At 51.3% G+C, this 13,838-nt stretch carries 10 protein-coding genes; 2 read left to right on the forward strand and 8 right to left on the reverse strand.

What is annotated here, in order from left to right; translation table 11 throughout:
• The 4 genes from RTI30_RS08025 to RTI30_RS08040 all read right to left on the reverse strand — a co-directional run.
• Positions 1-528 (reverse strand): replication initiation protein (locus RTI30_RS08025; RefSeq protein WP_312283601.1); only part of this gene is annotated, 528 nt, incomplete at its 3' end.
• Between the two features lie 393 nt (positions 529-921).
• Positions 922-1,593, reverse strand: a complete 672-nt coding sequence (locus RTI30_RS08030; protein WP_312283602.1) for a hypothetical protein — start codon at positions 1,591-1,593, stop codon at positions 922-924.
• 85 nt (positions 1,594-1,678) lie between these two features.
• Positions 1,679-3,001, reverse strand: coding sequence for a porin (locus tag RTI30_RS08035; protein ID WP_312283603.1), 1,323 nt, complete (start codon positions 2,999-3,001; stop codon positions 1,679-1,681).
• Positions 3,002-3,405: 404 nt separating this feature from the next.
• Positions 3,406-4,650 carry a transposase gene (locus RTI30_RS08040; protein WP_312283604.1) on the reverse strand — a complete coding sequence of 415 codons (1,245 nt, stop codon included), beginning with the start codon at positions 4,648-4,650 and terminating at the stop codon, positions 3,406-3,408.
• A gap of 22 nt (positions 4,651-4,672) precedes the next feature.
• On the opposite strand from RTI30_RS08040, the gene tnpA (RTI30_RS08045) reads away from it, so the two are divergent.
• The gene (gene tnpA, locus RTI30_RS08045) at positions 4,673-5,089 is read left to right on the forward strand and encodes an IS200/IS605 family transposase (protein WP_312283605.1); all 417 of its coding nucleotides are present in this window, start codon (positions 4,673-4,675) and stop codon (positions 5,087-5,089) included.
• Between the two features lie 1,921 nt (positions 5,090-7,010).
• Here tnpA (RTI30_RS08045) and RTI30_RS08050 read toward each other — a convergent pair.
• From RTI30_RS08050 to RTI30_RS08065, 4 genes are all read right to left on the reverse strand, one after another.
• Entirely contained in the window at positions 7,011-8,141 is a 1,131-nt protein-coding gene (locus RTI30_RS08050) for a replication initiation protein (RefSeq protein ID WP_312283606.1), read from the reverse strand.
• A 393-nt stretch (positions 8,142-8,534) separates the two neighbouring features.
• Positions 8,535-9,206 carry a hypothetical protein gene (locus RTI30_RS08055; RefSeq protein WP_312283602.1) on the reverse strand — a complete coding sequence of 224 codons (672 nt, stop codon included), beginning with the start codon at positions 9,204-9,206 and terminating at the stop codon, positions 8,535-8,537.
• Positions 9,207-9,291: 85 nt separating this feature from the next.
• Complete coding sequence (locus tag RTI30_RS08060) at positions 9,292-10,614, reverse strand: porin (protein WP_312283603.1); 1,323 nt, start codon at positions 10,612-10,614, stop codon at positions 9,292-9,294.
• 404 nt (positions 10,615-11,018) lie between these two features.
• Positions 11,019-12,263: a transposase gene (locus RTI30_RS08065; protein ID WP_312283604.1), complete on the reverse strand. Its 1,245-nt coding sequence runs from the start codon at positions 12,261-12,263 to the stop codon at positions 11,019-11,021.
• Positions 12,264-12,285: 22 nt separating this feature from the next.
• Here RTI30_RS08065 and tnpA (RTI30_RS08070) point away from each other — a divergent pair, with 22 nt between their 5' ends.
• On the forward strand, positions 12,286-12,702 hold the full coding sequence (tnpA, locus tag RTI30_RS08070) for an IS200/IS605 family transposase (RefSeq protein ID WP_312283605.1): 417 nt from the start codon (positions 12,286-12,288) through the stop codon (positions 12,700-12,702).
• Positions 12,703-13,838: the final 1,136 nt, after the last annotated feature.

The following is a 13,838-nucleotide window of genomic DNA, read 5'->3' on the forward strand; positions in this document are numbered from 1 at the left end:
AAGGGTCCAGCGGCGATCGTGGAATATATGGGTTAGCCAATGCGGGTGGATCAGGTTTTTGCTTACAAGGCCGACATAGAGGTGGTCGGCATCCATCTTGATGCATAGGGCGCGTTCTATGGCTGCCAGATAGCGCAAGGGAGCCTCTCTACCCGCCTGCGTGCGGGTAACGCCAGCCTCGAGGAAATAGAACAGGTGGCCGTGGCCGTTTTTCGGATTGATCGCTATGGCGTTTGGGGTCGGCCCCTCTGGGTCTTGGGTCTCCCAGCAATAGGCGAATGTTTCGGGATCGCAGATACGGTGATCCACATCCAGCACGATAGTCCAGACCTGCGCTGGCGGATTGTGTTGGATATATCGGTAGGCCAAGGCCTGCTTCCGAGTTCGGATGCGAAGGCCTCCGCCAAAGTCATTGGTGCAATAAGACCGATAGGGTAAGTGTTCGACCAATGGGTATAGGCCCACTGGGATGCCCAAATCGAGGGCTGTTTGCTCGGCGGATTGGGTCTTGTGCCTACGGGCGGCCATGCTGCCCTCCGGTACTCGCGTCTTGTTGACGGGACCGGGGGGCTATGTGTGGGGTGTGGCTGCTGCTACAATTTTCCCCGGTACCACCCGGTGTCCGAATGCCCCGATTTCCTGATACGCCTCCGAAAGCTTTCCAGGAATCGGGGCATTGTCGTTTCTGATTCATGACAATGTCCGTTGTTTTCTGACCATCCAGCGAATCTACTCCCAGAGCCGCAAATCTGCCAAGCATCCGTTCCTGACCAACGGAAGGAAACGCAAGATAAAGGGGATTGCCTATTGTCTCATGACGGCCCCTAACCGGCGGGCGGAGAACCCAGCAAAATCAGGCTATCCGCCAAGCCGTGCCCAAGGCCGACGAGACAGAAGGGCGCAAAAGGTCTGTAATTGTCTTTAGCCTAACAACCTCTTCCTTGCTTCATCCACAGTTAACCCGCCAATTACAGCCTCTTTTACCAGGATAACCCAATCTATCATTGAGGAATCTATCTTTGTCATTGATCGGATCATTATTTCTAAATAAATTTCAGAAATATCCTTATCTTTTTCTTCTTTGAGTTTTCTGTACTCCACCATTGAAAAAAAAGCTTTTTTTTCTAAAATTCCCCAACCTGTTTTTTCCGGGGTAATTATTGGTGGTTGCAAGGAATCATCTCTTGGTTCGGCTATAACAACAAAGTAATCATTCGTGGATGATGCAAGCAAGGCGCATGATGCTGGTTGCCCGCCAGAATATATTGGAACTATCCTTATCCCATTTAACAGTTCTTTGCTAAGAAGTAATGGTATAGCACTCTCTATTGTTTCTGAATCCGTATTCCATACATGCACTTTATTTGGCGCTAGAAATCCATGTAATAAACCGAGATAGTCCGATACCAGACTCTTTTTTTTGATAGATAGTCGACCTTGCACACCTCCGTTTACCCATCCAGACAAACCTCCTGTATCCAGATTGAGCTTTCTGGCTAATTTAGTGAGCTTTTCATTGCGGAGATTCATCATGCATATGACACGCTCTCGCAGAATCTTGTCATCATCGTCGGTTATCTTGATGAGCGACATTAGTTAAAAACTTCCTTCAGTGGAAATGGAAACAGAAAAGCCACCATCCGAAGATGGTGGCTTTTATTACACTGCAGAACGATACTTAGAATCCGGCCTGGAACTGCAACATTAACGTGTTGTAGGCCATGCCATTAATGGGGGCGTTAGCACCCCATTTCCCATCCCGTGCTGTTGGGATGATATAGTTCACCTGAATCTCAGCCGCATGAGGATTGTTCGGATTGACATAGTAATTCAGACCCACAGTGGTATTGTCGAGCTTGGCGTCATCACCCTGATAGTCATTGTAGCTAAACGAATCGAAACGTACGGCCGGCTCAATGTCCAACCACGATGGAGTAAGGCCCATGGTATGCAGGTTGGTAGCTAAACCAACGTTCCAGTCTTGCCCCATAAAGCCAGGATTCCCATCGCGTGTCGTGCCGGTATGCAGATTTGTGTAACCAGCTGCATAACTGATACCCATCAGTCCACCATGGACGCCCACGTTCCATGTATATAAGGAATCAACGTTTGGAATATAGTACGTATTGACCGTATTTGTATCACCAGAAATGACAAAAGGATCAAAGGAGATGGATTGAACATTAAAATTAGTTGTTGTGCTGGTTATTATTTGCTTATTTGCCGTTGTCGGTAAAGTCATGCGAGAACCGCTAATTTCCGCATGAAGCAATGGGCCCATAAAATCATAAGTCAAACGAGCAGATGCCAAATATCCGCCGCCGCCGTTAAGGAAGCCACCTTGACCACTTCCAAGCGGATTGGAACCACTGACCAACCAGTTATAAGCAGATCCATAGTCAAGAGAAGTCTCATCCGCAATGGCAACCGCATAGCCAACACCCGTACCCATGACATTGCTGGCGTGCAACATAGCACCGGCAGAACGTCCAGGTAGCAAAGACTGACCCATACTACGGAAGATGAAGGGCAATGCATTACCATCAACATCTACATACTCATTACCAACAGGCTGTTTGAATTTGCCCACCTTCAGCTGCACAAATGGAACTGGGGCATAGTTAATCCATGCGTCAATAATGGAGGCATTACCACCGTTACCCAATCCATTATTTAACAGATTGCCAACATTACCGTTTGAGCTGGTGTTATTACCACTAATCGCTGCATTATCCCAACCGGCCATAATATTGTAGGTCACGCCCGTTGCAGCTTGACCCTTGACACCCAAACGGATTCGGTTGGCGCCAAAGACCAGACCATTAGAGCCTGTGGATACTCCATTCATAGAGGTACCGAACTGCTGGGCCCCGGTAATTTGGGCATATCCGTACAGAACGGGACCCGTCTTGGCATCGCTGTTGCTGCCATCAGCAGCCATCGCACACACAGGAGCAACCAGAGCTGCCGCAACTGCTAACATAATGAAATTCTTCTTCATTTTTACTCCTCCTCAATAAAATCAGAACGTCTTCTAGGTACTGCAACACAACCTTATGTGTTAACTATACAACAATATAAGAAAACCGCAACCAACCAAAAAACAATAGCAGCCTTTTGAGCTGCCATTGTCAGGAGGAGTCAGACTTGAAGAAGAGTCATGACTTCATAAGGATTGCAAGATACAACAACATAAGAAAATTGCAACCAACCAAAAAACAATAGCAGCCTTTTGAGCTGCCATTGTCAGGAGGAGTCAGACTTGAAGAAGAGTCATGACTTCATAGGGATTGTAAGTTGACATCCTCCTCGCCCTGAAGTGCGAGGATTCCTTCCTGCCAACAGCGGCCTTACTTCAGCCACTTCGATTGACCCATTCCCTTTGGTTTGGGCCAACTTCACAGCTTACGCCGCGAAACAGGCTACCCCGGCGTGCCCCGCCGTTGATTGCAATTCCTTAACAGGGTGCAAACCCTTTGCAGGGTGTAAACCCCTTGCGAGGATATTCTTTGCCGCGTTTACATCGGCATGGTCTGTATGCCCACAATGTCGGCAATGGAATGTGGCTTGCGTTTTTCGGTTTTCCGCATCCACCACCCCGCAGACCGGACAAATCTGCGAAGTGTACTCTGGCGGTACCCGATACAGCATGCCACCAGTCCACTGGAGCTTGTACTCCAGGAGGCGCAGTAACATTCCCCATCCCTGGTCAAGGATGGCCTTATTCAGCCCCGATTTTTGCCGGACCTTGCGCCCGGGTTGCACGGCAGTTCCCTTTGCGGAACTGGTCATGTTTTGCACTCTCAGATCTTCTAGCACTACCACCGCGTGGTTTTTGCTGATGACGGTGCTGACCTGATGAAGTACGGTTTTACGAATATCCGCGATGCGCTGATGCAATCGCGTGATTTTGGCCTTCTGCTTTTTCCAGTTGGCCGAGAACTTCACTTTGCGCGCGAGATCTCTTTGCTCCTTTGCAAGCTTCCTTTGCATATCTCGATAGGCCGAGACTGGCAGAAACATGGTGCCATCCGAGAGCGTGAGCAGATTGGCGACACCACGATCCCCGCCAACGGCAGTCGATGCTGGATGTACCGGATCGGGGATCTCCTTTTCAATCTGGATGGCAGCATACCAGTGCCCACCAGATCGACTGACGGTGACGTTGCGAATCTCACCGCCAATCATGCAGGATTTACGGAACTTCACCCAGCCGATGCGCGGCAGGAAAATTCTTGGAAATATCCGCCGGCCTTCCTTGTCCTGTTGGCATAAGTCGATTTTGATCTGCTCCGGGTCTGGGTAGCGCATGCTGTCGTGCAAGCCCTTTTTCTTGAATACCGGAAACCGCTTGGGGCTCCTTTTGTCAAAAGCATCCTTCAAGGCTCTATCCAGATTCCGCAATACTTGCTGTTGTGGATGGATAGGAGATTCGGACAGGAAACCAAAAGCTTGGGAACCGCGCCAGGCGGTCAGACACTTGGCCATGTCCACATAGGACAAGATACCGCAGCCTTGCTCCAGATAGCTTTTCTGGATAGCCAAAGCACGATTCCACACAAAGCGGACACAACCTACAGCGCGGGTCAGAAGGTTCTCCTGCTCCACGGTGGGTTCCAGTCGATAGCGCACGGCTTTGCGAATCAGCATGATTCTATTTTATGCTTGGCCTATGACGGATGCAAATGAAATAAGACTTGGTAGGTACTGCGTTTTTAACCTGCATGTTCACTTGGTCTTTGTAACCAAATACCGCCGTGGAGTATTTACAGGTGAGGTGCTGACGGATCTGCGCCAAATCTTCGCCGCTGTCTGCCAGGACTTCAGCGCCGAGCTGGTAGAGTTCGACGGGGAAGATGACCACGTGCATCTGCTGGTGAATTATCCACCGAAGGTATCCGTTTCGGCATTGGTGAACAGCCTCAAGGGGGTTTCCAGCCGCATGATCCGCAAGAAGAACTATCCTAGCGTCCGCGAAAAATTGTGGGGCGGGGCACTCTGGTCGCCTTCTTACTTCGCTGGCAGTTGCGGCGGTGCGCCCATATCTATTGTTCGCCAATACATCGAGCAGCAACGAACGCCGGATTAGGTTGCACCATGCCAAGGCGGGTGCGGCGGCATAGATCCGCCTCCCCGCCGCGCTCTTGCCCCCCCTGAACGGGGAGGTTTGCCGCACACTCGATCAATCTCTTGGCAAAAAACAAGCCAAGGATCTAGGAAAGAACATCGCTCAGACGCTTATGACCTACCGCAGCAGCAGCAGTGAAACATACGCATCCCCTACCTTTGGGTAGGGTGCATGTGTCCATAGCCAATCTCCAGCAATAGAAACGGGGGAAGTCCAAGCCCCCCGGGCAGACCATTAACCCATCGGTGGCACAATCGCATCATGGGCCGAATACCAGCGTCCGGCGAATCGGATTGCATTTGGTATTTGCTGGAACTGCATAGCACCCGCCCAGGCAAGCCGGTTACGACTGCAGCTAGACCTCCTAGTGCAGGACTTTTCCCTGCCATGCGGGTTTCTTGCTAGAGAAACCCTTAAGCGTGCCTGCTGGAAAACTGGAATTCATATGCCATTTTGTTACTGGCTTGTCAGGCATGGATGACGGAAAGATCAAGGATACCCTTCCATCAATGTCATGCTGTTTTCTGCTTTTCTGGTCAGTAGAGTTCTATGCCTGCATGAGCGCTTTCTTGCGGTCTCCGTATACCTTACCTGCGGGATAAGTGGAGTTGCGAGACGTAGTCGAGCGGCTTCCACGTGCCTTGGAAACCCTGCGCGGTTTACATTGGCCATCCTGTAGAGAATTTTTGGCACACACAAGATATGGAAAATCGCTTAACGAAGTTCCAAAAAGGCAATGAGCCGATCTCAATAAACCGGTAATCAACGCTGAACAGATAGCCAATGTAAGCGGTGCAGAACCAGCTACAGAAACGCAATGGAAGCAGGAATGTGAACCTATCAAATCACACTGGAACAAGGCAGCAGGCAGCGGAAAAACGGTTACGGAACGCTGTAACCCTGGCTATGGAATCGACCCGGTATGGCACGATCCATTGGCAGACCATCTAGCCCATGCACCGCACAGGTCCGCATCGAGCCGGACGCGCGCCAGGAGCACCAAAAAGCCGGTTTGCGGGGTGATTCTGCATGATACCCGCAAAAAAATGGGCGGGGTTTGAGGAATTCTCGGATGATAAATCAAAAAGATAACTATTAGCGGCCTCCGCCTGTCTCTTTCGCTCACCTTCGGTTCGCAAAAGAGACAGGCGGTTGAGATCGGCGCTCCTGGCTATCGCAGTCGCGCCCGTACTGTTGGCATTTCCGATGACGCTTCCAGCCTGCGGCGGTCGCGTCGCCATTGGACGCGGAGGGGGATTTCATGAAATTTCATGCAGCAAAATATCGCTGAAAACCCCCGTTGCTATTGGCTTCCCCCCGTCCGTCTCTTTCGCTTCGCTCGCGTTACTCGCTCGCAAAAGAGACGGACGCGCAGCACGGCATAACACTCGCTCAGGCGGGAGTGGGGGATAGGGAAATGCCACACCCATCCACAAAAACGGCGGATAAAGGTGTGGATGGGCCCTGTTAAGGGTTCTCCAAGATTCGAGAATCGTGACTGCCTCCAAAAGTGGCAGACCCTCTCCCCCGGACCCCCTTTCCCTCCGTGCCGGTCCAGCTGCCCGTGCCCACCCTTTACCGATGTCTTGGCCGATACGCTTTCCACCGAAGTGCTGCCTTCGGTCCTGCGCTCGCTTCGCTCGCTAGGCCCTCAGCCAGCCTGATTCAGTTTTCTGATCTGTCGATCTGGGCTTCCCCGCTGCTACGGCGGGATCAGGTGCCGCCATCGGCAAACCCGTGGAAGCCGCGACGGCAGGTGGCCGGTCGGCTCTGCCTCCCTACCTGCCTGCGGCCCAGCCGATTCGGGGCGGTTCTTTCGCTACGCTCAAGCCGCCCCTGCTGGCTGTTATCTGATATAGGCCGCCGCTCGTTCGTGAAACAACTACCGACACAGCCGATACGCCGTCGCTACGCTAATCCCAAGCTCTGCGGCGATCTTTCGGTAGGTCCATCCTTTGGCTCGTAAAAGTCGCGCTGTAGCGCGGTCCTGCTCTCTGGACAGCCTGCGGGCCTGTCCGCTGGCGATTCCAGCCTCCGCCTGATTGGTCGCTGCCAGTCCGCCAAGCCGCCCTGCTTCTGCCTGATTGGTGGCCTTGCGCCCTGCCTCTGCCTGATTGGTAGCCCTCCTGCCCCTCTCCCGCTGTAGCTCTGGCGTGTGGGTACGCTCGATGAGGTCTTGCAGGCCTACAGGCGTAATGTGCCGCCAAGTCCACTTGGCAATGCTCTTGGCAATGGCCCTGAGTTCTGGTTCGTAGAGGGGCGCTTGAAATTGCCCGTTAGTGGCCCGTAAATGCCCCAAAATCGCATCTTGCCAGTGGGGTAGGCCATTGGGTGCCCAATAGTCCCTAATCGCGCTGTAGGCCCATTTACGGGCCGTGTGGAACAGGAATACGTTCCGCCCCTCTTGGTAGGCTTCCTCCGGGGTGTTGGGGACATAGCGCCTAGCATTGGCTGCATCGAGGTCGAGATACTCGGCCAGTTCGCCAAGGGTCCAGCGGCGATCGTGGAATATATGGGTTAGCCAATGCGGGTGGATCAGGTTTTTGCTTACAAGGCCGACATAGAGGTGGTCGGCATCCATCTTGATGCATAGGGCGCGTTCTATGGCTGCCAGATAGCGCAAGGGAGCCTCTCTACCCGCCTGCGTGCGGGTAACGCCAGCCTCGAGGAAATAGAACAGGTGGCCGTGGCCGTTTTTCGGATTGATCGCTATGGCGTTTGGGGTCGGCCCCTCTGGGTCTTGGGTCTCCCAGCAATAGGCGAATGTTTCGGGATCGCAGATACGGTGATCCACATCCAGCACGATAGTCCAGACCTGCGCTGGCGGATTGTGTTGGATATATCGGTAGGCCAAGGCCTGCTTCCGAGTTCGGATGCGAAGGCCTCCGCCAAAGTCATTGGTGCAATAAGACCGATAGGGTAAGTGTTCGACCAATGGGTATAGGCCCACTGGGATGCCCAAATCGAGGGCTGTTTGCTCGGCGGATTGGGTCTTGTGCCTACGGGCGGCCATGCTGCCCTCCGGTACTCGCGTCTTGTTGACGGGACCGGGGGGCTATGTGTGGGGTGTGGCTGCTGCTACAATTTTCCCCGGTACCACCCGGTGTCCGAATGCCCCGATTTCCTGATACGCCTCCGAAAGCTTTCCAGGAATCGGGGCATTGTCGTTTCTGATTCATGACAATGTCCGTTGTTTTCTGACCATCCAGCGAATCTACTCCCAGAGCCGCAAATCTGCCAAGCATCCGTTCCTGACCAACGGAAGGAAACGCAAGATAAAGGGGATTGCCTATTGTCTCATGACGGCCCCTAACCGGCGGGCGGAGAACCCAGCAAAATCAGGCTATCCGCCAAGCCGTGCCCAAGGCCGACGAGACAGAAGGGCGCAAAAGGTCTGTAATTGTCTTTAGCCTAACAACCTCTTCCTTGCTTCATCCACAGTTAACCCGCCAATTACAGCCTCTTTTACCAGGATAACCCAATCTATCATTGAGGAATCTATCTTTGTCATTGATCGGATCATTATTTCTAAATAAATTTCAGAAATATCCTTATCTTTTTCTTCTTTGAGTTTTCTGTACTCCACCATTGAAAAAAAAGCTTTTTTTTCTAAAATTCCCCAACCTGTTTTTTCCGGGGTAATTATTGGTGGTTGCAAGGAATCATCTCTTGGTTCGGCTATAACAACAAAGTAATCATTCGTGGATGATGCAAGCAAGGCGCATGATGCTGGTTGCCCGCCAGAATATATTGGAACTATCCTTATCCCATTTAACAGTTCTTTGCTAAGAAGTAATGGTATAGCACTCTCTATTGTTTCTGAATCCGTATTCCATACATGCACTTTATTTGGCGCTAGAAATCCATGTAATAAACCGAGATAGTCCGATACCAGACTCTTTTTTTTGATAGATAGTCGACCTTGCACACCTCCGTTTACCCATCCAGACAAACCTCCTGTATCCAGATTGAGCTTTCTGGCTAATTTAGTGAGCTTTTCATTGCGGAGATTCATCATGCATATGACACGCTCTCGCAGAATCTTGTCATCATCGTCGGTTATCTTGATGAGCGACATTAGTTAAAAACTTCCTTCAGTGGAAATGGAAACAGAAAAGCCACCATCCGAAGATGGTGGCTTTTATTACACTGCAGAACGATACTTAGAATCCGGCCTGGAACTGCAACATTAACGTGTTGTAGGCCATGCCATTAATGGGGGCGTTAGCACCCCATTTCCCATCCCGTGCTGTTGGGATGATATAGTTCACCTGAATCTCAGCCGCATGAGGATTGTTCGGATTGACATAGTAATTCAGACCCACAGTGGTATTGTCGAGCTTGGCGTCATCACCCTGATAGTCATTGTAGCTAAACGAATCGAAACGTACGGCCGGCTCAATGTCCAACCACGATGGAGTAAGGCCCATGGTATGCAGGTTGGTAGCTAAACCAACGTTCCAGTCTTGCCCCATAAAGCCAGGATTCCCATCGCGTGTCGTGCCGGTATGCAGATTTGTGTAACCAGCTGCATAACTGATACCCATCAGTCCACCATGGACGCCCACGTTCCATGTATATAAGGAATCAACGTTTGGAATATAGTACGTATTGACCGTATTTGTATCACCAGAAATGACAAAAGGATCAAAGGAGATGGATTGAACATTAAAATTAGTTGTTGTGCTGGTTATTATTTGCTTATTTGCCGTTGTCGGTAAAGTCATGCGAGAACCGCTAATTTCCGCATGAAGCAATGGGCCCATAAAATCATAAGTCAAACGAGCAGATGCCAAATATCCGCCGCCGCCGTTAAGGAAGCCACCTTGACCACTTCCAAGCGGATTGGAACCACTGACCAACCAGTTATAAGCAGATCCATAGTCAAGAGAAGTCTCATCCGCAATGGCAACCGCATAGCCAACACCCGTACCCATGACATTGCTGGCGTGCAACATAGCACCGGCAGAACGTCCAGGTAGCAAAGACTGACCCATACTACGGAAGATGAAGGGCAATGCATTACCATCAACATCTACATACTCATTACCAACAGGCTGTTTGAATTTGCCCACCTTCAGCTGCACAAATGGAACTGGGGCATAGTTAATCCATGCGTCAATAATGGAGGCATTACCACCGTTACCCAATCCATTATTTAACAGATTGCCAACATTACCGTTTGAGCTGGTGTTATTACCACTAATCGCTGCATTATCCCAACCGGCCATAATATTGTAGGTCACGCCCGTTGCAGCTTGACCCTTGACACCCAAACGGATTCGGTTGGCGCCAAAGACCAGACCATTAGAGCCTGTGGATACTCCATTCATAGAGGTACCGAACTGCTGGGCCCCGGTAATTTGGGCATATCCGTACAGAACGGGACCCGTCTTGGCATCGCTGTTGCTGCCATCAGCAGCCATCGCACACACAGGAGCAACCAGAGCTGCCGCAACTGCTAACATAATGAAATTCTTCTTCATTTTTACTCCTCCTCAATAAAATCAGAACGTCTTCTAGGTACTGCAACACAACCTTATGTGTTAACTATACAACAATATAAGAAAACCGCAACCAACCAAAAAACAATAGCAGCCTTTTGAGCTGCCATTGTCAGGAGGAGTCAGACTTGAAGAAGAGTCATGACTTCATAAGGATTGCAAGATACAACAACATAAGAAAATTGCAACCAACCAAAAAACAATAGCAGCCTTTTGAGCTGCCATTGTCAGGAGGAGTCAGACTTGAAGAAGAGTCATGACTTCATAGGGATTGTAAGTTGACATCCTCCTCGCCCTGAAGTGCGAGGATTCCTTCCTGCCAACAGCGGCCTTACTTCAGCCACTTCGATTGACCCATTCCCTTTGGTTTGGGCCAACTTCACAGCTTACGCCGCGAAACAGGCTACCCCGGCGTGCCCCGCCGTTGATTGCAATTCCTTAACAGGGTGCAAACCCTTTGCAGGGTGTAAACCCCTTGCGAGGATATTCTTTGCCGCGTTTACATCGGCATGGTCTGTATGCCCACAATGTCGGCAATGGAATGTGGCTTGCGTTTTTCGGTTTTCCGCATCCACCACCCCGCAGACCGGACAAATCTGCGAAGTGTACTCTGGCGGTACCCGATACAGCATGCCACCAGTCCACTGGAGCTTGTACTCCAGGAGGCGCAGTAACATTCCCCATCCCTGGTCAAGGATGGCCTTATTCAGCCCCGATTTTTGCCGGACCTTGCGCCCGGGTTGCACGGCAGTTCCCTTTGCGGAACTGGTCATGTTTTGCACTCTCAGATCTTCTAGCACTACCACCGCGTGGTTTTTGCTGATGACGGTGCTGACCTGATGAAGTACGGTTTTACGAATATCCGCGATGCGCTGATGCAATCGCGTGATTTTGGCCTTCTGCTTTTTCCAGTTGGCCGAGAACTTCACTTTGCGCGCGAGATCTCTTTGCTCCTTTGCAAGCTTCCTTTGCATATCTCGATAGGCCGAGACTGGCAGAAACATGGTGCCATCCGAGAGCGTGAGCAGATTGGCGACACCACGATCCCCGCCAACGGCAGTCGATGCTGGATGTACCGGATCGGGGATCTCCTTTTCAATCTGGATGGCAGCATACCAGTGCCCACCAGATCGACTGACGGTGACGTTGCGAATCTCACCGCCAATCATGCAGGATTTACGGAACTTCACCCAGCCGATGCGCGGCAGGAAAATTCTTGGAAATATCCGCCGGCCTTCCTTGTCCTGTTGGCATAAGTCGATTTTGATCTGCTCCGGGTCTGGGTAGCGCATGCTGTCGTGCAAGCCCTTTTTCTTGAATACCGGAAACCGCTTGGGGCTCCTTTTGTCAAAAGCATCCTTCAAGGCTCTATCCAGATTCCGCAATACTTGCTGTTGTGGATGGATAGGAGATTCGGACAGGAAACCAAAAGCTTGGGAACCGCGCCAGGCGGTCAGACACTTGGCCATGTCCACATAGGACAAGATACCGCAGCCTTGCTCCAGATAGCTTTTCTGGATAGCCAAAGCACGATTCCACACAAAGCGGACACAACCTACAGCGCGGGTCAGAAGGTTCTCCTGCTCCACGGTGGGTTCCAGTCGATAGCGCACGGCTTTGCGAATCAGCATGATTCTATTTTATGCTTGGCCTATGACGGATGCAAATGAAATAAGACTTGGTAGGTACTGCGTTTTTAACCTGCATGTTCACTTGGTCTTTGTAACCAAATACCGCCGTGGAGTATTTACAGGTGAGGTGCTGACGGATCTGCGCCAAATCTTCGCCGCTGTCTGCCAGGACTTCAGCGCCGAGCTGGTAGAGTTCGACGGGGAAGATGACCACGTGCATCTGCTGGTGAATTATCCACCGAAGGTATCCGTTTCGGCATTGGTGAACAGCCTCAAGGGGGTTTCCAGCCGCATGATCCGCAAGAAGAACTATCCTAGCGTCCGCGAAAAATTGTGGGGCGGGGCACTCTGGTCGCCTTCTTACTTCGCTGGCAGTTGCGGCGGTGCGCCCATATCTATTGTTCGCCAATACATCGAGCAGCAACGAACGCCGGATTAGGTTGCACCATGCCAAGGCGGGTGCGGCGGCATAGATCCGCCTCCCCGCCGCGCTCTTGCCCCCCCTGAACGGGGAGGTTTGCCGCACACTCGATCAATCTCTTGGCAAAAAACAAGCCAAGGATCTAGGAAAGAACATCGCTCAGACGCTTATGACCTACCGCAGCAGCAGCAGTGAAACATACGCATCCCCTACCTTTGGGTAGGGTGCATGTGTCCATAGCCAATCTCCAGCAATAGAAACGGGGGAAGTCCAAGCCCCCCGGGCAGACCATTAACCCATCGGTGGCACAATCGCATCATGGGCCGAATACCAGCGTCCGGCGAATCGGATTGCATTTGGTATTTGCTGGAACTGCATAGCACCCGCCCAGGCAAGCCGGTTACGACTGCAGCTAGACCTCCTAGTGCAGGACTTTTCCCTGCCATGCGGGTTTCTTGCTAGAGAAACCCTTAAGCGTGCCTGCTGGAAAACTGGAATTCATATGCCATTTTGTTACTGGCTTGTCAGGCATGGATGACGGAAAGATCAAGGATACCCTTCCATCAATGTCATGCTGTTTTCTGCTTTTCTGGTCAGTAGAGTTCTATGCCTGCATGAGCGCTTTCTTGCGGTCTCCGTATACCTTACCTGCGGGATAAGTGGAGTTGCGAGACGTAGTCGAGCGGCTTCCACGTGCCTTGGAAACCCTGCGCGGTTTACATTGGCCATCCTGTAGAGAATTTTTGGCACACACAAGATATGGAAAATCGCTTAACGAAGTTCCAAAAAGGCAATGAGCCGATCTCAATAAACCGGTAATCAACGCTGAACAGATAGCCAATGTAAGCGGTGCAGAACCAGCTACAGAAACGCAATGGAAGCAGGAATGTGAACCTATCAAATCACACTGGAACAAGGCAGCAGGCAGCGGAAAAACGGTTACGGAACGCTGTAACCCTGGCTATGGAATCGACCCGGTATGGCACGATCCATTGGCAGACCATCTAGCCCATGCACCGCACAGGTCCGCATCGAGCCGGACGCGCGCCAGGAGCACCAAAAAGCCGGTTTGCGGGGTGATTCTGCATGATACCCGCAAAAAAATGGGCGGGGTTTGAGGAATTCTCGGATGATAAATCAAAAAGATAACTATT

The sequence above is a fragment of the Candidatus Igneacidithiobacillus taiwanensis genome (assembly GCF_031962545.1).
Classification (GTDB): domain Bacteria; phylum Pseudomonadota; class Gammaproteobacteria; order Acidithiobacillales; family Acidithiobacillaceae; genus Igneacidithiobacillus; species Igneacidithiobacillus taiwanensis.

Excerpts from the sequence above, each read along its gene's own strand:
- RTI30_RS08030 (WP_312283602.1), bottom strand. The coding sequence starts at position 1,593 with ATGTCGCTCATCAAGATAACCGACGATGATGACAAGATTCTGCGAGAG.
- RTI30_RS08035 (WP_312283603.1), bottom strand. The coding sequence starts at position 3,001 with ATGAAGAAGAATTTCATTATGTTAGCAGTTGCGGCAGCTCTGGTTGCT.
- RTI30_RS08040 (WP_312283604.1), bottom strand. The coding sequence starts at position 4,650 with ATGCTGATTCGCAAAGCCGTGCGCTATCGACTGGAACCCACCGTGGAG.
- tnpA (WP_312283605.1), top strand. The coding sequence starts at position 4,673 with ATGACGGATGCAAATGAAATAAGACTTGGTAGGTACTGCGTTTTTAAC.
- RTI30_RS08050 (WP_312283606.1), bottom strand. The coding sequence starts at position 8,141 with ATGGCCGCCCGTAGGCACAAGACCCAATCCGCCGAGCAAACAGCCCTC.
- RTI30_RS08055 (WP_312283602.1), bottom strand. The coding sequence starts at position 9,206 with ATGTCGCTCATCAAGATAACCGACGATGATGACAAGATTCTGCGAGAG.
- RTI30_RS08060 (WP_312283603.1), bottom strand. The coding sequence starts at position 10,614 with ATGAAGAAGAATTTCATTATGTTAGCAGTTGCGGCAGCTCTGGTTGCT.
- RTI30_RS08065 (WP_312283604.1), bottom strand. The coding sequence starts at position 12,263 with ATGCTGATTCGCAAAGCCGTGCGCTATCGACTGGAACCCACCGTGGAG.
- tnpA (WP_312283605.1), top strand. The coding sequence starts at position 12,286 with ATGACGGATGCAAATGAAATAAGACTTGGTAGGTACTGCGTTTTTAAC.